The sequence below is a fragment of the Vallitalea longa genome, assembly GCF_027923465.1.
Classification (GTDB): Bacteria; Bacillota; Clostridia; order Lachnospirales; family Vallitaleaceae; genus Vallitalea; species Vallitalea longa.
Map to the genome: position 1 here is coordinate 47724 of NZ_BRLB01000016.1, position 23192 is coordinate 70915.

Annotated in this window: 18 protein-coding genes and 1 pseudogene; all 19 read right to left on the reverse strand. The window is 29.4% G+C overall.

All coding sequences use genetic code 11. The features are described 5' to 3' along the window. Positions 1-71: 71 nt before the first annotated feature. The 19 genes and pseudogenes from QMG30_RS19440 to QMG30_RS19525 all read right to left on the reverse strand — a co-directional run bounded on the left by QMG30_RS19440 (position 72) and on the right by QMG30_RS19525 (position 23191). Positions 72-5354 carry a DEAD/DEAH box helicase gene (locus QMG30_RS19440; RefSeq protein ID WP_281818334.1) on the reverse strand — a complete coding sequence of 1761 codons (5283 nt, stop codon included), beginning with the start codon at positions 5352-5354 and terminating at the stop codon, positions 72-74. A 21-nt stretch (positions 5355-5375) separates the two neighbouring features. Continuing rightward, the gene (locus QMG30_RS19445; protein ID WP_281818336.1) at positions 5376-6419 is read right to left on the reverse strand and encodes a hypothetical protein; all 1044 of its coding nucleotides are present in this window, start codon (positions 6417-6419) and stop codon (positions 5376-5378) included. Position 6420: 1 nt separating this feature from the next. After that, positions 6421-8361 carry a hypothetical protein gene (locus QMG30_RS19450; protein WP_281818339.1) on the reverse strand — a complete coding sequence of 647 codons (1941 nt, stop codon included), beginning with the start codon at positions 8359-8361 and terminating at the stop codon, positions 6421-6423. Beyond that, positions 8354-9922: a competence protein CoiA family protein gene (locus QMG30_RS19455; protein ID WP_281818341.1), complete on the reverse strand. Its 1569-nt coding sequence runs from the start codon at positions 9920-9922 to the stop codon at positions 8354-8356. Before QMG30_RS19455 ends, QMG30_RS19450 begins: the two co-directional genes overlap by 8 nt. Positions 9923-10383: 461 nt before the next feature. Then, positions 10384-11028: a helix-turn-helix domain-containing protein gene (locus QMG30_RS19460; protein WP_281818343.1), complete on the reverse strand. Its 645-nt coding sequence runs from the start codon at positions 11026-11028 to the stop codon at positions 10384-10386. A gap of 44 nt (positions 11029-11072) precedes the next feature. Next, on the reverse strand, positions 11073-12089 hold the full coding sequence (locus QMG30_RS19465; protein WP_281818344.1) for a hypothetical protein: 1017 nt from the start codon (positions 12087-12089) through the stop codon (positions 11073-11075). Beyond that, the gene (locus tag QMG30_RS19470) at positions 12067-12228 is read right to left on the reverse strand and encodes a hypothetical protein (RefSeq protein ID WP_281818345.1); all 162 of its coding nucleotides are present in this window, start codon (positions 12226-12228) and stop codon (positions 12067-12069) included. Before QMG30_RS19470 ends, QMG30_RS19465 begins: the two co-directional genes overlap by 23 nt. A gap of 70 nt (positions 12229-12298) precedes the next feature. Then, positions 12299-13057, reverse strand: a complete 759-nt coding sequence (locus tag QMG30_RS19475; protein ID WP_281818348.1) for a M23 family metallopeptidase — start codon at positions 13055-13057, stop codon at positions 12299-12301. 1 nt (position 13058) lies between these two features. Further along, positions 13059-14891, reverse strand: a complete 1833-nt coding sequence (locus QMG30_RS19480) for a VirB4 family type IV secretion system protein (RefSeq protein ID WP_330680799.1) — start codon at positions 14889-14891, stop codon at positions 13059-13061. Between the two features lie 67 nt (positions 14892-14958). After that, entirely contained in the window at positions 14959-15624 is a 666-nt protein-coding gene (locus QMG30_RS19485) for a hypothetical protein (RefSeq protein ID WP_281818351.1), read from the reverse strand. Positions 15625-15827: 203 nt separating this feature from the next. Beyond that, positions 15828-15917: pseudogene (locus QMG30_RS25335) on the reverse strand (DUF7677 family protein); the annotation flags it as partial. 113 nt (positions 15918-16030) lie between these two features. Then, positions 16031-16618: a hypothetical protein gene (locus QMG30_RS19490; protein ID WP_281818353.1), complete on the reverse strand. Its 588-nt coding sequence runs from the start codon at positions 16616-16618 to the stop codon at positions 16031-16033. A 79-nt stretch (positions 16619-16697) separates the two neighbouring features. Further along, entirely contained in the window at positions 16698-17366 is a 669-nt protein-coding gene (locus tag QMG30_RS19495) for a TraC-like domain-containing protein (RefSeq protein WP_281818356.1), read from the reverse strand. A 159-nt stretch (positions 17367-17525) separates the two neighbouring features. Next, a complete protein-coding gene (locus tag QMG30_RS19500) occupies positions 17526-19466 on the reverse strand; it encodes a DUF8195 domain-containing protein (protein ID WP_281818359.1) in 1941 nt (646 codons plus the stop codon). 151 nt (positions 19467-19617) lie between these two features. After that, the gene (locus QMG30_RS19505) at positions 19618-20262 is read right to left on the reverse strand and encodes a hypothetical protein (protein WP_281818362.1); all 645 of its coding nucleotides are present in this window, start codon (positions 20260-20262) and stop codon (positions 19618-19620) included. Positions 20263-20358: 96 nt separating this feature from the next. Next, complete coding sequence (locus tag QMG30_RS19510) at positions 20359-20919, reverse strand: hypothetical protein (RefSeq protein WP_281818365.1); 561 nt, start codon at positions 20917-20919, stop codon at positions 20359-20361. Continuing rightward, a complete protein-coding gene (locus QMG30_RS19515) occupies positions 20907-21311 on the reverse strand; it encodes a DUF4320 family protein (RefSeq protein ID WP_281818368.1) in 405 nt (134 codons plus the stop codon). Before QMG30_RS19515 ends, QMG30_RS19510 begins: the two co-directional genes overlap by 13 nt. Before the next feature lie 17 nt (positions 21312-21328). Then, entirely contained in the window at positions 21329-22198 is an 870-nt protein-coding gene (locus QMG30_RS19520; RefSeq protein ID WP_281818370.1) for a secretion protein F, read from the reverse strand. Positions 22199-22261: 63 nt separating this feature from the next. Further along, on the reverse strand, positions 22262-23191 hold the full coding sequence (locus QMG30_RS19525) for a type II secretion system F family protein (protein WP_281818372.1): 930 nt from the start codon (positions 23189-23191) through the stop codon (positions 22262-22264). Position 23192 lies beyond the last annotated feature (1 nt).

Here is a 23192-nt window from a genome sequence, read left to right on the forward strand (position 1 = left end):
CATGAATAATAATATTGTTTATTCCTGTTTTTATCCATTACTATTATATAGTATCTAATATTTTAACTCATTTATAATTGTTGACGTATACTCTGCCAGATTTCTGAAATAGCATATTTACACATTCTATCAGATAAGCAAATCTTATTCTTTATATCAAGTACTTTCAAATTACACATGGCCGGATAAATAATAATTTCTTTTTCACCATCTCTAGTTTTTAAATAGAACTTATTATTTTTTTTATCAATAATTTTATGATACCTTTGCATTTCTGCTATCCTAATAATTTGATTAAAATATTTTTCTTGCTCCTCTTTTTCAACCGAAACCCTTAACTTTCCACCTCTCATAAATTCTAAGAAGTCACTTCCTAAGAATCTATCTAAATTACACTTCTGCCTCTGATTCCAGAAGTGTTGCAGACAATTTGGGCAAGAGCCTGAACAATCACAATCTACAAATATTTCATTCATTTTATTCAAAACAGAATCTATCAGTCTTGAAACTCTTCCTGCATATCCTGCTCCTGAACTTAAGCTATCATAAAGATAAACATCTGCATATGTGTTATTTCCTACGGTTCTTATACGAAAACCACTTTTCATGTCACCGAATTCAACATCTAACTCTATACTGGCAGCCACCGCCAATGCCTCAGTAAAAGTAGTAAGCGCAGGTATTAACCAAACTGAAAATGGGGCTTCTAAATCCAATTTGCTTTCGTCTAGCTTCAATTCTAATACCATCATATCGGTATTAAACTCATATCCAAGATAGACGTTTGAATAATTATGACTACACTTCATGGAATCATCTTTCATATATGGAATCTTATATGGTCTCTTTCTATTATTTTTCTCTGTAGAATTACCAATATTAGGCTCAATAGCTCCACATTTTCCACACAGTTCAAAACCTTCTTCCTCAGGCCCCTTATTTATAATAACAAGTTTCTGATTATCTCTATTCTCCATCTTGATATATCCGGCAACCCCCACTTCTCGCATTTTCGCACCAGATGGCATGGATGAATAAGATGGCTGGCTTGCATAAGACATCTCTTGGTTCTCATGAGTTTCAGGAATGTTTCTTCCTTCTCTTGCAGCAAATCCCCATGGTTTAATCATAGTATGTGATTCTAAAGTATCGTTGCACAGAGGACATTTCTCATATTTTTCATTAACACCAAACCACCCACAAAACGGATTAGTACAACAAATAACTCTTTTATTATATTCATCCTCCAATTCAAGCCATGCCTCGGCTGCCTTAAATCTTTTATCTTTTTGGAATTTTGTATAATAATCAAATAGTCCACCCGATATATATGTCTGCTTATTTACAACAAGTGAACGACCTGGTGCATATTCACTTAACGCAATATCAATACTTCTTTCTGGACTCTCTTTTACTACCCCATTTAAATCTTCAATCCAAAAGTGCACTATATTTCTTGGAAAACTATAGTTTGGTAGCATACCTTCTGAAAATAATACATCCATTAATCGATATGAATTAGAGCGTGAGTCATCTGTTTTCACTGGTGGAGTATACATAAAAGGAGCTTCTTCCACCTTTGAGGCAATAATACAAATGTTATCATCTAGTTCTTTAATATAAGTCTTCCAATTGAATTCTTTTAAAGGAATTAAAACATTTTCTCTTTTTCTTATTGATGCAATATTTTCTTTAGCCCAATCAATGAATGACAAATAATTCAAATTTTCTCCAGTATCAAAGAAGTTGATAGTATTAATATCATCCAATCCCAGCTGCCCTGTTCTTAAGTATTCCTGCAACAAAATTAGATTAATATGTCGTTTCACTAATTTCTTATTTGTTGCATCAATCCATGGTATTCTTGGCGTACCAGATATTATTTCACTTGGATGTTTAAAATACCAAGCATCATGTGGTCCATTTTCTGTATAAGTAACAATCGAAGAAACAGCTGCACCTGCACGACCTGCACGACCTGCTCTTTGTTGATAGTTTTCACGCATAGGTGGAACATTACGCAACCCAACACTTGTCAAAGAGCCTATATCAATACCAACCTCCATTGTAGTCGTACAACTCAACACATCTATAGGTTCTTCATCTTCTTCAAGTGTAATGTTTCTAAATGCAAGCTCATGCTTTTCTGTGGTTACCCATATATTTTTCTTTGTATCCTTGTATGACAATTGTGCTGTATGCTCCTCAGTAGTAATATTCCTGATCTTCTCTCCGGCAATTGCATTTAAAACCGGCATTCTCCATAATGAGTATCGATTTAGATGTTCCTCATCTATAAGATGCACATAATCTTTACTTCCACAATAAATACAATGACCCCATAAAGTATAGGTAGAAACACCTGCACATCGATGACACTTATACCATTTTGAATTTTCAGCCGTCTTTAATTCCAATCTTGATCCAAATACATATTTTCTGTTATGGTTTCTTCCAGATGCCTGTAATATTTCTGTCATGAAATCAAATTTATCAAGTAGTATCTGTACTTTATCACCAGTCACGCCGTACTCGCTTAATATTGCATTGATAAACTGTGGAAATTTGGCTATTTCATCAATTCCAAATCCTCCACGATCATATGCCAAAATATTGTTTCTGACATCATCACCTATCTCAGGAAAAACAGCAATTTTTCTGACTAACAAATATTGAATCCAAGTATTATAAATTGCTCTTATATCTTCTTCACATATCCCCGTAAGTAATTCAGCTTTTCCTAAAATTTCATATTCTAAATCTTCACCGGCATCACCTGATTCAGCCAACACCACTTGTCCAAGTCCAAGATTATTAAATGAACGGTAACTATCACTTATATTTTTCAGTAATAGTTGGTAAAACATTTGTGGTGGATTGCCAATTTTTTTATCCATGTTATTAAATCTAACACGAGAACGTAAAGAATAAAACTCCTCATACTTTTTCAAATGGCTCTTAAATATATCCTTTTCTTCCCCATAAAAAAAATTGAGCTTATTGTCGTATACAACTTTCAAAAATGCATAATAAAGCAAATCAAGCGTATTATCACCTTCTCGGCTATCATCTAAAAGTTTTTGAGCCATAAAGATAGCTTGTCTACCTGCATCACCATCTGATGAGATTGTCATATCTCTTGCTAACGTAGCAGCTCTTTGCCTACTATCTGAGAAAAGCAAAACTTTTTTACCTTCATTATTCAGACTCATATCCTTACTTACCTGAGACTCAAACTGTGCTTTAACAATATTGGCAAAAGGTTCATTACCTCTAGTAATAAATGGTGTAATCCTATTGTAGTCTTTACCACAATTCGGGCAAGTTGAAAAGGAATATGCTTCATTCTCTTTGCTAAAATAATCTGAAATTAGAACCTTTAAATACCCCTCTTCACCTGCATGAGATTCTTCTCTAAAAAGCAAACCTGTCTTTGAATCTAAATAGCCCACTACAGATTTATCTTTAGCTTTACCTCTCTTCTTATTAATTTTAAAAAGGTCAGTTCTATTTTCTGGCATAATCCACAAATGCATTTCATGTGGTGCTTTAATAATTCGATTATGCCTTGGCCACAGAAAATCAAAAGGCTCTACATTACGCATTTCATCATCTATAAAAACTCTAATATATAATGTTCCACATTTTCTATCCATCATTAGTTCAAACATTCTACCTCCACAATGTGGACAGATTTCGATATTCTTATCCGTAATGTATCCAAGCTTTATACCCATTCCTTCATGACTATGGGTACAATTAGGATTTACACAAGCAAAAAGTCCTTGTAGCCCCTTAAATAACATATGTACTTTTGAACCAAGCAAGACCTTTCCATCATTAGATTTTGCCATTGTCCCCAATTGCATAAGAATTTCTAATGCCTGTTCAGAAATAGAGATAGGCACATCTGCCTCAAATACTTCCTTAGCTATTGTTGAAAATGCTTTGCCTTTTTCACTACATACATGTATTAACTGACACATTAAGCTATCTTCCGCTAAATTTTTAAATAACCAGTGCCCTATTTTATCTGCTTCTATAGGTACTTTTGACCAATTATACATCTCAACAAATTTATTATATTCAATTAATTGTTGCTCAAATTCTCCTTGTAAATTATATAAGGACAAGTTTGCATAAAAACTAGCTTGCTCCATAGTGCCAACTTTATAGTTATCAACTTTCTCCGTTTCTTCTCTAATTATCTTGAAAAAATCATGAGCGGAATCCTTCCCAGTCAAACCACATGCAAATTCTTGCAACTCATTATTCTTATCAGCAGGTATACTGGCACTTGTTAAAATACACTTCATTTTAGAACTATTTATACCCAACTTATCCATTAATCGACGAATAAGTAGTGATACTTCTCCTCCAGATGCCCCTCTATACATATGAGCTTCATCAATTACTAATAAAAGTTTGTTATCTTCTGCCACATTAAGCCACTGTATTGTCTTATTCCAAAAATTATCCTCTATGGGTCTCATCAACATGTACTCCAACATGCTATAGTTGGTTATTAATATATCTGGGCATATCTTCTGCATCTCACCACGAGTATATAGTTCCGCATCTTCTGAGTCTGTTATTTGTAATCCTTTTGATAAGTTTTTATAGAATTTATCCAAGTTTTTTGAAGGTATACGGCCTATCTCTTTAAGCTTATCATGTGCATTTGAGTCTATGTAATTTTTACGAATTAAGCCGGCTAAATTTTTATTTTTATTTATATTATCCTGTCCTGCATATGGTGTTCTGCCTGTATACATACCAAATCTTACTCTTCTTCTTATTCCTTTTCCACATAATATTTTATGAAATGCATCATCTTTCTTACCGATAATATTTCTCATTCTTCCTAACTGATCAGAAACCAGTGCATTCATAGGATAAAGAACCAATGCTCTAATTCCTTCCTGTTTCCATGACTGTTCATTATGATATGATTCGTATATCAAATCTGTAAGAATTGGCCATAAAAAACATTCCGTTTTACCAGAACCAGTACCTGATGTAACCATTATATCTTTTCCCTCATAATAATTCTCAATAGCATTGACCTGATGTTGAAATGGAGTTTTGAAAACGCCTAGTCCAAAATCAATCAAACTTTTTAAAATATCTATTCTTTCTGCATCTAGCTTAGCATTTTCAAAACCATTACTTACTATTTTATAATTCTTAGTAACTTCTATATACGGTTCTTGATAAAGAACTTCTTTTTCTAACAGTAGTTCATCAGCAGCATCCATTAGTAAATCATTTTCTGCTAGATACTGTGCTTTTATATAATCTATCAATTGTTTTTTTAAACTATCATGCGTCTTTCTTATGCCTATTTCGCTCATATGTATTCCTCCCCTTACTTGCTAGCCAACCAATTTTATTCCTAATTTATTAATCTGTTTTTCTACAACCTCCCACAAAAAGCAAGGAATAATTCTTAAGTATTTATTATTAAATGTCATGTATGGCCACGAACAACATGTTATTATTCTATCTTCATAGGAAGGAATCCCTCCACTACATCTTAAGATATAATAATCATCTTTCTTTTTCACCTTGAATTCAGCAGGAGTTCCATTTTTATAGTTTAAAGCATAAAGTATTCTATAAATTTCTTTTTGCTCAATATACCAGGGTTCTAACTCTACTATACGTAATTTACCTTTATTTTTCTTTACTAAAATATATCCTCCGTTATATGCATTGGCCAATCTTATAATACTAATACCTAGTGGTATTTCATTAAGCTTAATTGGTTTCCAACACTTTGAATAACCACCTTTATAACCTAATTTAAAAATCAGATAATTGTCATTAAGGTCAGAATCTTTCCAATTAAATTCCTTATCCATTATGCTATAATAATCTTTACCAGCAACATTGATGATTTTTCTATCAATCATGTAATCTTCTAGATTATCATCTTTTCTCCACTGAGCTACTCCAACAGAATATACATTTTTTTCATTTAATACATTTCCTCTAATTAAGTATAAATTATCAGCATATTTATAAAACGATGTTTTTACGGAGGTAATTCTTCTTGATAATATTTGTGCCAAGTTATAAGTATACATAACTTCCTTGATAATTTGACTTGCTAACGCTCGCGCACGTCCTTCATATCCAGAAGCAGAAGTACTTTTTATCCAATCAAGATTGATATCGAAACATCGTAAATATGCTTCTAGCACTTTTGACAGATGAGTTTCAATGTACATAATATCTGTATTTATAAAACTATCACTTAATTTACTATCAGCATATGAACGTCCATATACCAAAGTCTTAGCCCAAGCCGCTCCAGCTGAATAAATTAAACGTTCATTATACTCACACTCAGATTCATCAGTAAATCGATTTACCTTTAAGTCTCTAGCTAATATTCTAATTAATTTATCCTTCATTTTACCTTACCACACATTCAATTAATTTCTCCGAATACCTATCTTCATTACCTTGGATTAGGTCTACTAATTTATCATACTGATCTTCATCAATAATCCATTTCAACTCTGTTTCAATCAATTTGTATAATGCATCGTCTTCAGAATTATTCTTGTCTTCTGCTAAAAGTTCACACAATACATTACCTCTTGTTACTACATATGAATTACTCATTCCAATATGCTCTAATATCTTCTTTGATAATTTATTCCCCGGTTCTTTCCATGTATATATACGTTTTTTAAATAGTATATCAGCATCAGAATACACTAAACTATGCTTTTTAACATTCTTTCTCTTAGTTGAAACAATAAGTTGAATATAATTATAAAAGTGTTTTTGTAAATATCTTAGGTTTTCATTACTCTCCGCTGTAAAAACTACTATCTTCTCATTTACATTCCGTAAAATAGGCAAAAGGGTATTCTCATTCATTGTACCAAAAGCATCTTCCACTATAACTGAATAAGTTTGTGAGTCAGAAATTGCACTTGCCAACTCATTTATATTATTAAATCCAACCGGAATACTAATAATTTCTGACTTTTCTCCATAACGAGCTGCTGTAAGAGCAAGAGCAAGCTGTCTGGCACCGAATCCACAAAGTAGCGGACACAATCCTGCTCCAATAGCTGCATTAAATGAATCATACATTGTTCCAACTGGCATTTTATCTCCTGCATTAGAAAGATTAGTTTCTACAACATCTATGTAATCCTCATAATCCGTAAACTCTTCAAGTTCTTTAGCTTTATAACCTTTCTGTATATAAAGGGCTCCAGATTTTGGTGTATTTTCACTTGTAGCAGCAATTTCCATACTTCTCTTGCATCCACTTTCATAGAGAAGTGATTCTATTTTATGCTCAATGACTTTTTGATCCATCTTAACAAAATAATCTTCAATATAACCTTCCCACTCTCCAACTTTGCTTTTAAGCTGTTCTTTTTTTGCCTCTAACTCTTTAAACGACTCCTTCATCTCTACAACTATACGTTCTAATTCTATTTTTTCTTTTAACTTTGCTTCATTTTCTTCTTGCCAAGTATTTTCTATTTCTCCGTATATATCTCTAATTTTCATCTGTAGTTTTATAGTAATATCATCCAAGTTTAATTGTGTTTTCTCTAATTTCCTTCTTAAATCTTTTATTTCATTCCCTTTACTTGCAACAATACCTTTCTGCTGTCTCAACTCATTATGTAAATTTTCATTCTCTTCCTTTAACAACACAATTATCTTTTCTTTTGAGTTAATATGAGAATTTAGAGATTGGACTTCTGTCTCAAGTTCTCTAATCTTACTTTTTAGATTTTCTTTTTGAATCGCTATTTCCTTTTGCAACTCATCTTCCTTTTTCTTCATTTCTTCTTTCTGGGTATCTAGTATCTTTTTTCGCATACTTTCAATTTCTTGTATGGAATTCCACTCTTTCCTTATATTTTCTTTCATCTTTTGGGTAACATCTACACCAGAAATTTTTAATTGCAAAAAAAACAAATCTAAATCTAACGATGAATTTGGCGATTTAATTATTTGAATAAATAACTTCTTATAATTGTAAATCGAATAATTCTTTACATCTTCCAACTGAATTTCTTCTCCCATACATTCATGTATGATTGACTCAAGTACCATTTTCATCCTCATTGCCGTAATCGCAAAAAACTTCAAATAATTCATATCACCCTTTTTGTATAATTTAAAAGCAAATTTAGGCAAATTTTTCTGAACTAAAATAGACTTTTTATCCATTCTCCCTAACTGAGATCTATATTGAGAATAGTGTTTCTCATTACGTTTAATTGGCTCCAACATATCATTTAGGTCTGCATTTTTACATAATGTCTTAATATCTTTATCTGTCAAACCATTAAGTATTTTCAAATCTACATTACTCATCTTTAAGTACCTCCTTGATTGAATACAAATATTTTGCAGCTGCGAATGGTATTTTCTGCTTTTGTATCCATGGCAACATGACCCTATACAATTTCCCCGAATTCTGTCTTGCATACTCAAAAACTTGTAAAATTTCATTAGGTATGGGAACAGATATTGCATTACAACAATACAAATATTCTACTATATCATTAATATATATTTTTCTAATTTCTTTTTCTTTATTCATAATCGGTTTAGATTCTAGCCATATTTTACCGAAAGCTCCCATATCTACAACTAATACTCTATTTCTTTTTAGATTCGCAACTATTCTTTTTGAAGACATTTCAACATAATTTTTTTTCAAGATGCAAATGGTAATCTTAGTATCTGTATCAAAGAATATTTTTTTTGCTTTCAATATTTCATTTTCAGCAACTGTTAGTAGTTTTAATGTGCTCTCATCCGTTCTCCACATTATATTGGGTTTATATAACTTATCATTATCAAAATTATTTCTGGTCTGAGTTAGCATATATCTAATCTCATTTGAAAAAATATTGAATTTATGATCTGACAACAATAAAGTTTTATTGTTTGTTCTAGTTTCAAATATATTTTCATTTTTTTCAATATTTGTTATGCCATATTCACTCACATTAAATATGCGTTGATCAGCCCATTTACCATGAAATAAAAATGCTTCATTCGAGTGTCGTCGGTATATTAACTCTTTACCCTCAATAAGAGCTGGCGGCCACATAGGTATTATTTCATCACTTTTCCCAATTAATTGATATCCTTTATTTTGAACATACGAAATCGCTTCATCTGTTATACTGTTAACGGTCATTGCATATATTGAAAATTCTTGCTTATCATACCAATTATTAAGACTAAGACATCCCTTCCTTTCGAAGCAAACTCCTTTTATCGAAGAAATAAAGTTATTTCTTATTACAATAAGGTACTCTTTTCCAACCACAATATTGGAATGCAATGCCACCCGAAAACCTCCAGCATAGTGGGAATGAAATATATCTTTTTCACAATCTAATCCCCGAACGCCCCATTCCCATTTCTGTTGCACTTCTGTGATAGGATGTTTTAATACTTTACATTTGACCTTTATCCAGTCAACTGTTGTTTTCAATCTATAAAACCTTATATTACTTGCAGAATATTCTTTTTTAGCTCCACCTTCAGTGACAATTACTTTTGTTCCCCACTCTTCCAAACTATTCATATTAGATTGACTTAATGGAGGAAAGTAAGCATTTAATTGATATTTTTCATCTCTGAAAATACCTAAATATAGTGGTAATCCCCCGTTAATTATATATACTTTATCGACTTTTCCCTCAATCTTTTTATAATTTACAACTCCTTTATATCCTGGACAGATTCTCTGTAGAGGTGTTCTGTTTTTAATTGGTTTATGGGCAAAATAATTTCCATTACGATACCGTACTATAATTTCTTCCAAACAGCAAGGGCAAGTATATGTGCGCCCACGAACTGCTTGCCTAGGATAAACTTTTCTTCCATATCCGTCTATGCCATATTCAATTGATGCCATATACCTCTCCTCTTTCTCTACAGTTTATTTTTTATAATTTTTAATTAACATTAATTGCGACACTGCAAGCTAACAATAATTAACTTGCTAATTCTTTAGATTTTACTTACTTTTTATTTTAATATCCACCCAGCAATTATTTTTCTTTTTTTTGTGTATATTAATTTTATGTTGAACAAACCGCAATAACCTTTCTACTAAATCCATCTAACTATTTATATTTTTTTATCTTTGACTTCCCATTATAGACATAACAGGTGTATAATTCTCTTATTTTTATTAAATTTCACGTAATTATAATTTTATACCAATTTCATACTTATTTCAACATAATTTACTGTAATATATAATTATATATTCTATAAATATTCTTATATTGTTTTATTAATAGTTATATATAAACTCTTTTTTTCTATACCCCTAAAATCTTAAAATATATAGTTATAGGATTACACGTTCTGTCACCCTCCCCCTGCCATTTCAATTTTCATCTTATTTACTTTTTTCAATATTACTAAATAACTCTTAATATTTCTTTTAGTTTTTTCCCATAAATCGTTAATATCTAATCTTAATTTTATTGATTTTTCATCCCTAAAATTGGTACCACTTTTTTTAACATTTAATAACCTATTTTTATCCATAACTTCTATTTCTTTTAAATGAATATTATCTTTTTCTGGTTGTATATCACCATCATTATTTACACTTTCTTTAACATAATTAGTAAAGTCAATATGTTTAATATATTTTTTACTACTAACAAATTTTTCTTCCTGCTGTGTTTTATTTTTATTTTGTGCATTATTGCTTATAGATTCTTTTTGATTATCATCTTTTAAATTCTGTAATATATATAAATTAGATGATTGTCCTCCATTCTCTCTCCATCTAATTTCTTTTTTTAACAACCCTACATCTACTAAATCTTTTAATGCTCTTCTTACCGTCCTTTCCGATATACTACACTCTTTTGCTATTGTTTTTATTGCAGGGAAACATGTCATTTCCTTATTTGCTCTATTTACTAAATAAAATACAACTGTAACAGCTCTACTCTTTAAATTAGTGATATATACTTTATCTAAAAATTGTGCCTTAGTCATTTTTATCCCTCCATAAATGCCATTTACAGTGTGGCATATTTAGTTTATTGTATTTTAATATACTCACGTAACAATTGATTAAATACTTCCTCATTACAATTACAACTAAATAAATCAGTTGAATTCTTAACATAATAATATCTATTATTAAGTTCACTCAATAGCTTTTCTGTCTTATTTTTATCTCTATTAGATACAAAAGATAAAACTATTTGCACATCAATATCCAATATTAACTTAGAAATTTTATATAACATTTTCAGCTCATAAGGTTTAATTCCTGCACAAAGTATATTGACTGTATCATTACTAAAAGCAACAGTATTTTTATATGTAATTTCTCCCATATCATAAATAATAAAGTCATTATCTGACTCTATATTCTGGTTATTTTCATAATATTTAACACCTTTATACTCTAAATAATTATTCTTATTAATTAACTCTTTATAAAACTTTGATAACATTTTTAAATGACCACTTTTATTGTTTTCTACATAACAAACCTTAGCACCTATACTAGCAAGATAATTAGCTAAATTAATAGCTGTAGTCGTTGTGCCAATTCTATGCATCACACCTGCTACAGCTATCTTAACATTTTCCCTTTTCAGATTAGAAATTACTTTATCTTGTATATCTATTGGTTTAGTAATAAGCTTTAAACAATCTTGATATGTCATCCCCTCTCCCATTATACATTTTTCTATTTCTTTATGTATATTCTCAATATCCTCTGAAATTATTATATTATATACTCCAACATCAATTAACCTTTTTAACAATTCATTACCACACTTTAAACATTCTGCTAATATAATAACCCTTGCATCATATATGGTTTTAAAAGCTATTAAAGCATTTATAAGTTCTTCTTCTTTATCAGTTACAGCTCTTAAATCAATTACTATTTGAGTACAGAGGCTTAGATTTCTCATGTCATGTAAAACAAATTTATTAATATCAAACTCACCTATTAACTTCTTTACTACTAGTTTTTTATCTTCTATTATATAATCTAATATATCCTTATTTTCATTACTCGATAGATATAAAATCACTTTCAGGCATCTCCTTCATTTGCTTAATATCTGGTACTTGCATTTGTTTCGATTTGGGTTTATGAATAACTAACATTATTATTGCAATTATAAATATAATGATGTATATAAATAATTCAATTAACTTCTTCTTTTTCATTCTTACCTCCAGTTACCATCTATATTTAATATCATTTAATCAAGTTAATTTTTGTCTTAACTTTTCATTATTACATATTTGTATTATTAATCTTCTTATCATTTCTAAGCTGATTTTGATTCTCTTCATCGTTGTTAAACAAATAATCTATTGGATTAATATGACTTCTTGCACTTAGCTTCTCTCTAATTTCAAAATGTAAGTGATGTCCTGTTGAAATACCTGGTAAAGGATCTCTATCAGGATCACCGCCTTCTTGTGCTATTACTTGTCCCTGCTTTACTTCTGCATCTAGTAAAGCACATATCACTGATAAGTGAGCATATACTGAATAGAATGTTTCTTCATCAAGCTCATGCTTTATTATGATGTATTGACCATAGGCCTTATTTATTCCTATCTTTACTATTTGTCCATCTGCTATTGATATTATATCTGTATGCCATTTTGTTCCTATATCTATTCCTGTGTGTACTCCATGCTTACCTGTTACTGGATTAATTCTATTACCATATGGACTTGTTATTTCACCTTCGGCTGGCATAGGATATTTACCATTAAAAATAAGTTCACCATTATTAAATTCAATTATATTCTCATTAACTGCTTTGAAATTCTGCACAGAACTATTTTCTTTACCAGATGAAAAAAAGCCAGTTATAAATGATAACGGACTAGTGAGTATATAGACAAATATACTCAGAATTAATAATATTGAAATTATAGGCAGCATTACAATAATTATAATCTTTTTTCTCTTCTCCTCATCTGTTACAATACTTCCTGTAGCTTTAATTATAGTATATACTGTCTTTGGATTTATAGACATCTTATCTACCTCCTGCTTTACCAAAGTAATCAAATCTCCATTCAGGTATTTCAAATTTAACTTGTAACCTTTTTGCTCCAATCATCATTAATGCATTTCCTCTTTTTTTACTTGCTAATAATTCTGTTTCTGCTTCTGTCAGATCATATAAATCTTTAGACTCTTGAAGATTCTTTCCATCTGTTCCGAAGAGCAATTTTATACAAGGAATATCTAATAATGCTTGTCCATAATTTTTAATACTTGGGTCAAGGAAATCTACTACACTATGAGATATTATTGCTATAGCTGCTTCATATTTTCTACTTCTTTTTTCTACATTTCTCAAAAAAACTAATGATTGTGGTACATTTGGATCAATTAGTAGGTATGCTTCATCTGCAATAAGCAAAACTCTTTCATTTCTATCTCTACTCATTTCTTGCCAACACCAATTAAGCAATAAAAAATATTGTGCTCTTTTTATACCATCACTGGTATTTTGCAAATCATGAGTATTTAGACATATACAATTTGATGTTGTTTTAATAGTGCTGTAACCATTCCAAAGAAAAGAATCACTTCCATAGGCTATATCCTTTAATAGAAGTGATAATTGTAGATAAACATTATTTTCATCAGATGTACTTTTTATTTCACTTTCTTTTGCTTTTTTAATTATTAAGTCATACAAATCACTCATAATAGGAAAATCTTCGTTATTTAGCTTTGTTATTTCTGTTGACCAATCTATATTAAAATTATTATATAATTCTATTAAACAATCTTTTAAAACTGCTTTTTGCATATCTGTAAGACTTGGTATGTAAAGAGAAAAGAATATCTCTAAATTTTTAAGATAAAGTGCAAGGTCTCCCATACCATTAACATCTTTATCATCATATAACTTATTATCTTCATTTTCATCATCTCTTGGTGTAGGTCGTACTTGTAATGGATTTATTCTTCCACCTTGTCCACCACCTGCATTTATTAAGTCTCCACCTAATTTTACTGTCATTTCTTTGTACTCAGCCTCTGGATCTAAAAAAATAATTTTAGTTCCTGTCATGTACTCAGATAATGATATATGCTTTACTGCTGTAGATTTACCTGTTCCTGCTATACCCATAATTACCATGTTGGTATTTGTTCTATCACCACCACGTTTCCAAGGGTCTACTACGATAAGTCCACCTGCTATATCTCTCCCAATATAATAACCTGCATTGTCATTATAACCGCTTGATGAAAAAGGAAATCCACCCACAAAGGTGGATAGTGGAATAATTCTTCCTAATATTTGTTCAACACATTCATCCATGGAATAAAAGGGGGAAAGCATTTTAAAGCCTTCCCTTTGCAAATTTGCCAATCCTCTTAGTTTGCATCCTAACATAGCAGCTGTACTCTCTGTTTTTCTCTTTATTTTATCAAATGTATCTTCATCTTTTGATATGGGCATTATGTTGATACTCATAAGTCCTACTGTTTCTCCTGCTTGGTCAATTTGAACCATTATTTTTTCACCATCACTTGCTGCCTTTTCTGCTCTTTTTTGAGTTAATGGGTCTCTTGCATTTTCAGCAGTACTTCTATTTTGAATAACACTTTTTGATAGGTTTTCTATAAAGCTACTATTATCTATTGGTTTGAATTTTACACTTACAACACTACTATGAATGTTTGTTATTTTGCTAAGCCAACCGTAATCAACTTTTGGTGGGTATTTGATTATACCATAGATCTTACCTGTGTTTTCTCCTATGATTAGATTATTTCTTTTTATTTCTAAACCCATTGGGGTTATTATGTTTAATAAAGAATTATCTTGTTTTATTTGTTGACTTTTCAAAGTTATTCTCCTCCTTTTCTATACAAAAAAGCAACCTTAAGGCTGCTAATTATAAATATATGCTATATTAAATATTTGTATGTATTATTTCCCATTTACCTCCATTATCAGATTTCCATATTACAAACCTTGTATCGATACTTGTTATTAACCATATGATTAAGTTATCCATATTAACTTGTGGAGAGCTCACAGGTTCATGAATATATACCATAGGTTTCCATACTGAGTAATTACTCTCATCAACATAAATAACAAAATGTCTTTCTTTTAAATTAGTATTTAGTTTTTTAATATTATCCTCTTTTAAGCATTCATTTCTAACTGCAATATTAATATTTTTTTCTTCAACAATTGTACCCTCACAAGGATAACCAATTATTATTTTATTATTAAAACTAGAAACAGCAATTTTTTTTACATACTCAATTCTTAATCTACACAACGAACTATAAATTTTTTTAATATCAACCGTATTACATTTGTTATTTATGCTAAATGGATAATCACAATATAATTTACTAATTTTATTTTCATCTAGTGCTTTTAGTAATACTTCAATTTCTTTTTTTATATTTTTTATTTTAGATTCCTTTTTAGGTATAACTCTCCATGAACCGATAGATAATTTTGTGTTTATTATTCTGTTATTTTTTAATAGACTTCGGATTTCTGACATTTTAGGATCAATAGAACATGTTACTTCTATTGGCACCATCTCATTATTTTTCATGAAATAAAAGTCACATTCACCTTTTGATTGTTCTTCATTATATATAATAGGACTATTTATTAATTTTGTAATTATTTTATATACTCTATCTTCATATTTATCTATTTAAATCACCACCTATTAGAGTATCAATGATATCCATATAAAACTAACATTAAAAAAGAAAATATAATCCGTTATATTATACTATTAATAATATAAATTTACTTCCCTGTCTTAAGTGGTGGCTCTATTTGGTAATCTCTATCAACATAACTTCTTATATACTGTGCTGCTCTCTTTTCTGCATGTTTAGCATTTAAGACGCACCTCTAAACGATTTACTTAATCTTTTCACATCTATACCTACTTTCTAAAATTATAATACTTGTAACTAAATGATAAATACATAATATAAATAATACTCTTATAAAACTACTCCGTTTCTATTTATAAAATTTAATTGTTTTCTAAATAAGTTACTTTTTATTAGTATTGGATTAATCTCTTTTATTTCTTTAACAAACGATGTTACTACACTTAATATTTTTTTATTAAATAATGCTTGATCAATCCTTACTGGTCCCCATAAAATACATTCATCTGTAAATAAATCATCACCAACTAAAACAAAATTCCTTATTCTATTGTTCATCTCATCAATATATTGTTTATTAACTTCATAAAATAATAAATTATTATTTTTCTTTTTAACCTTTAACCACGAGAAACTATTTTCTATATATTTCAAATATAATACATCACTGTTTTCAATCTTATCTACAAGACATATTAAAGCATCAAGATAACTAGTAATAAGTTCTGACATACATTCTTTAACTTCTATTGGTACATCTTCAAGCATTGAACTAATAAACTCATTCTCTCCAAAAGCAATTTTAAGATTACCATATATATCCGTAAATTCTTTATCAAATTCCTTCAAAGACATATTTCTCATTTCATCAATATGACTTTCAAATATTTCATAAGCTATAATTATTTCTTTATCCATAGCAAAATACTCTCTCCTTTTAATCATTAAACTATAAATTAATTTTACCATACATATGTAATGTTTTCATTATAAATACCTAAATTCTTGCAATAGCCCTTTCATATTCACAATCCTCCAAATGCACATAAGCAGGATTATTTATAAGATTACAAAGTCTTATAATATCCTGCTCATTCAAAATATCCACATCTATATTCACACTGTTAAACTTCTCTTTTAAAATACTACATCTTTTATACAAATCACTCTCATTCTTTTCTTTATCCCAAATCATTAAATAAAACTGTCTCTCCACAACTTCTCCTGATAAAGCATATTCACTCATAGACAGAATTTCATTCCTTAATAATTTTTTTCTCACTCTATCATTAGTTGCAGAAATTAAGTTCATAAAGTTATTAGTCACATTAGATATATCTACTGGTCTTGACACTGCAATGAATTTGAATGGCTCACGTTCACTTGATAACTCTGCTGTTAGATTTTTTGTTAGCTGCTCTTTTTCTCTTTGACTTAGAAGGTCTATGCTGATAGGATGTATTTTTATATACATAAATATTTGCCCATCCAAAGTATAGAGATATTTATCTCTTATATCTTTAACATTAATAAATTCATTAGCTGTTATTTGCGATTGACTAAGTTTCTGAGATTTGTTCTTCTTATTGTATCTAGGTTTAATAAATACTATTATACCTGCTACTATACATATTGATATTATTACAATTAATATAGTTAAATCCATATCTATCCCTCCTAATCTTTTCTATATTATATAATGAATATAATTCATATTATTATGATAATCTTCTACACTTCTACCACTACATTCTTTGATAATGCTTTGTATGACCAAAGTGGTTCTGCATAGATACTATTAAATCTCAGATTTCATCATCCCCCTTTATTGAATTCCAATATGCCAATCATCGTATAAATTTCCTTGAATGTTAACATAATCATTTACATTCATAGATAGCATTCCATCTGGTGTCCATAAATCTATTATTTGTCCATATACTCTATAATTTGAATTAGGAAACCATACTGGTGTGAAATGAACTCTGTTATTATATGTTGAGTATTTATTCTTTTTTAGTTCAAAGTTACAGTTTGACGTCTTTTCCATCAATCTTAAATATTCTTGGTAATTAAATTCGGGATAAAAAGTTAATACGTTTTGAACTCCTGTAACATGGCTTTTAGGAGCATTTAGATTTATATTTGTAGACACATTTATATTTATACCATATCCTGACTTTAGTTGTTTCCCCTTTGCAGTAGGTACTTTTATGTCTGGTGATACAGTCATTGCCCCTGATAATGATACACTATAACTTTCATAGTCATATTCCCAATCTCCATGATCTTCTAAAACAGTATATGGCACTCTCCTAGTTCTTCTATGTCCTGGACATGTTCCATCTTTTTTGCAACCACCTCTATGATACATGGTATAGTGTTCTGTTCTATAATGTGTGACCTCAACCCAATTCTCTTTCCAATGACATTTCCATTCTCCCCATGAAGCACTCGTATTTTGTGACTTGTTAGGTAATCTTGGAATAGTATAATCTTTTGATTTTCTATCATTTGCAGTTGGGTTAGGTGGCTCTTTACTTTCTAAATTTACTACTTTTGCATTAATAGTTTTATATCTAGTATTTCTATCAATTTTAGCTGAACTATTTCCTGTAACTTCAACAGTTATTTTTACATCTTGAGGTTTTGATGGTGTATGCCATTTTATAAAAACTAATTGATTACTACCACTTGGCATTGTTACAGACGTTGTTTTTATTTTTCCATTTGCATTAAATTTTATATATGCTTTATCATCAGGTGTTATTCTATCAGTATTAGCATATATCTTTACCGATGTTATTACATCAGTATCAACTCTATATTCATTATCATAAGAAGTATTATTTTCTTTTTTATCTTTATGGTCAGCTTTAAGCATTCTCATTCCCCATCCACCACTACTAATTATCCTATCTTCATCCCAATATACTCCATCTGGTAAAGCAGACACTACTGGATATCCAAACCAACTCTCCTCAAGTATAATTGAATTAGGAAGATCTGAATGTGTCATGGCTGAAATATATTGACCTGTATTTCCAAACTTGAAGTTAAAATATTTTAATTTTTGTGCTAGGGCATATTCTGTAGCAGTAAATCCTAATATAGTTTTATGGTCTTTTAAATATGAGATAATTACTGGTTCATAGATTATTACCCAAGGTACTTGATTTTGATATTGTCCACTATCTTTTATAGGTAATACTTGATTTGAAGGATATTTTTTCGTTATACCACCTATTGTAAAATTTATATTCGATACTAATCCTTCTGGTGTAGTTCCTTTCTGTCTTGCAAATGAATCAATTAATGCATTTAAAGTTTCTGTATCCCCAAAGTATGATTTTACTTTATTGATATTTCCACCGTTTGTTATTGGAATAGGTGGAGGATTATCAATTATTATATCTTTTGTTAATCTACTATTAGTTAATTTTGAACCAGTTAAATAATCAACTTTTCCTCCTAGACTACGCATAAGATTATTGGGTAGATTGAAATTGGAAGGTTTTATATATATTGGATTATTACCTATCATTTTAAAATCACTTTCTAAAGAACTATATTTATTACTCTTATCGCTTAATCCTACATAAACTGAAACTTTATACATATACTCACTATACCTATAAAAACCTCTATCTTTTGTTGAAGTTTTAGTATCACCTGAACCACTATCAGCATTATCATCAGCATATACATTCATTGGCATAATTATAATTGAAATAATTAAAACAAATACTATAACTTTTTTTGACATCCTATGTATCACTCTCCTTAGTTTGAAATAACTAATTTGTTTATTTATCAATTTTTATTACGTTAATAAATATTTTATAAATCATTGGTTACATTAAAATAAAAAGCAGCTTCAATTAAGAAACTACTTTTGCTTTGTTTTTATTTAGTCCCTAGAATTTATCACCAGTTCCAGGCACATGGTCTGTTATATCTTCTATATCTGTTTCACCATTTAGTCCACTTTCAGGTTCTGGTGTAGGTGCTTGATTAAATGGATTTTCAGAGTCAGTCACTAAGTTATCATTATTTGATGACGGTTCTTCTTTTATTTCATGTGTTTTTCCTAGTATTTCATTTTTCTCATCTTGCATAGTATCTGTTTTATTTACTCCTTCATCCGAATTATCAGGCTCTTCATCTACTACATGCTCTTTTATTTCAGGTTCTATTTTTGTTTGTTCTTTTAATTGCTGCACATCCACTTGCTCTTTTTTATTATCGGACTTTTGCTGGGATATATTTTGATTTTCTACATTTTCTACTTCTTTATTATGTATGGTTTCTATTTCTTTATTATCTGTCTCCTGTTCATATTGATTCGTATTTACTCCTAATTCTTCTTCATCTGCTTCTTTTTTTTCTTTTGATTTGTCTATATCAACATTAACATCTGATATCTGTTCCAACTGTTGTTTATTAACTTTTTCAGGTTGGGGCTTATTTTCAAGCTTATTTATAATTAAAACTCCTATTCCAATACATGTAATTATTAAAACCGTTACAATAATATTATTTTTTATCTTTTGCTTTTTCATTAGATATTCCTCCCTGGTTATGAAAATGTTCTGTATTTCCTCTTGTTAAAAAATAAACATATTTATTATATATTGTCAAGTGTTAGCCTGATTTTATTAAAATTTAGATATGTAACCACTTACCACCTTAAGATTTATTTTCATTGGTGGTAACATACCCCATCCAAATCCTAGTGGTACTTCTAGTGATATTTTACCCTCAGCTTTGAACTTATTTTGTGTACTATAACTTGTTGGTGCTAGAGGGCTATTGATTATTTTTATATCAAGATTAGATAAGCTGAATTCAGTCTTACCATTTGATATTTTTATATGATGTCTTCCATTATTTCTTAACCCCAAAGTATTATCTAAGTGATAATAAACATTACCTGTATCAATAGATCTTTCCCATCTATTATTATCATTTAATTTATATCCACCAGAATATCCTTCTCTTATTCCATTATATATATCGTCATAATTCTGTGTTGCTACAGATGTAATTGATGTTTGTAAAGCATTTCTAACTCCTTTTGCTATCATTTGAAGCCTTAGATATTCTGATAATGTACTAAATAATAACATCAATAATAAAACTATGATACAAGCATATATTACTCCATTACCTTTTTTATTTTTCAATACCCTTTCTTTTATTATTTCTATTCCTTCCAATAAACTTCGCTCCTTCCCTTAGCCTTTGATGTTAATTTTATGGGGATTGAGCCAAAGTTAAATAACCCTATATCTACCGTTTGTATTACTGTTACATTTATTTCTTCATTAAGCTGTATCTTTTTTCTAGATTTATATTTTGCTGACCATATAATTTGAGGATTGAGTCCTGTTAGTTTTTTCATACTTATAACTCTATTATTTACATTACTCCCTATTTGTCCAGAAATTTCAGCTTCTCTGAGTATCTCATCAGCAAAAGTGTTTAATTGATTCTTAGCAATAAATACAGGGAAAACTTTAACTGCTAAAGATATTACTAACATAGCTGATAATATTATTACAATTACATCTATATAGCCTTCACCTTTTTTAGATTTTAATATTTTCAATAATAATTACACCCCTCTTAAAACATAGTTCCTAATGTTTTATATATCTCAATTACCATAACTACTAAATACATTAATATAAAACAACCTAACATCATAAATGAATATTTTCTAAGCTTACTTGGTCGTTTTACTGCTATTGTTTTAAGCTTTTGCAGTTCTAATGCTTTTAAGTCATGAGATAACATACTAAAATAGACTACTCCATTATCTCCTCTTAACACACCTATTAGTCCTCTGACAATATCTGATAACGCAGAACTTCCTAACCTAGTTTCTAATCTTGTTAAAGCAGTTTCTTCATTTCCACTTTTCATATCAGCTATAGTTATCTCTAATTGTTTTTTAAAGCTATATCCTGCATTTTTCTTATAGCATTCTAGTATTGATAATACATCTCTAGTTGCTTTTAATTCTTGTGCTAATACTCCTGCAAATCTTGGTAACTCATTTTCGATTTCTTGTCTTTTCTCTTTCAAAGCTTTATCCGCATTGGAAACTTCTTTAAAATACATAGTAACTGAAGTAAAAATAATAACTGGGACAAGTATTGGAAAAATAAATAAAGCAGGTATTATACTTAATAGTATAAGTCCTTCTTTCACAATGGCTTTTGCTATATATGTTTCTGGTGTTAAGTTTATTCCTGCTGATTTTAACGTTGATGTTAATTTTGATTTTTTATATGAATTAAGCTTAATTATTTTTGATAATTTCTGTGACATCTCTAAAATAAATAGTTCTAGATTTTTTGACTTTCTCTTATCTCTTTTATTTATCGTAAGTATTACTTTTGCTGTTTTATTTTTAGGTACCTTAATTATATCTATTAGTATAAAATACAACCCTAAAGAAACCAACATTGTAAAAACTAATAATAAAATCATTACTTATTCACCACCTTCTTATATTTTTTAATATGTTTTCATTCATTAGTAAAGATATGAACATTAACTCTTATACTCAACAGGCTTACTAAGTTTGATAACTGCATTAAGTGATATAAATATAGCTAATACTGTAATGGATAACACTGTTTTACCTATTGCAGTATGAACTAAAGTTCTGTACCAACTTTTATTTAAGAAATACATAAGTGGTATATTACCTAACAACAAAATTACAAGAGTTATAAACTCCTTAACAGGCTCATACATTAAATACTCTAGCTCTGCTCCTACTACTCTCATATCTGATAATTTTGCTACTATTGGTGATAAGGTATGTTTTAAGTTTTTATCATCCCTACATGATATTAATCCGTCAACCCATTCTTTAAATACATCATTATCTATTTTTGTCTTTATTCCTTCTAGTGCTATATTAACATTGGAATTAATTAGCTTTGTTTGCGATAAAAAGCTTTTGAATACATCTCTTACAGGAGGATTAATATAATCTATGTTTTCTTCTACTGCTGTTATTATATTTTCATTCCTTAGATATGAATTAGTTATAACTGATAATGCTGTTTCAAGCTCACTGTTAAGTTGCTTTTTATAAAATGCTGCTGTGAATTTAATATACCAAAAAGGTATCAATGCCATGCCAATAGAAAGTACTGGTATCATTATCATGTTAGACATAGATATGGAAAGTAGTGTTCCTAAGATAAACAATACCAATGATAGAATGCAAAGAGTTGCAAACCTATTCTTTTTATTTGTCATTTCTAATATATCGATAGTTTCTGCTATAAATTTCTTTAAACCCTTTTGCTTCTTCTTCACTTGAACTTTTAATATTTTTTGTTTTATTGTTAATGGTTTATTATTAAAATGTTTTGATAGATTTTCTATCAATTGATAGGGTGATAATTCCAATAATATAAAACATCCTGTTATTAATCCTGTTAAAGCTATAGTTAACAGTATTGTCATT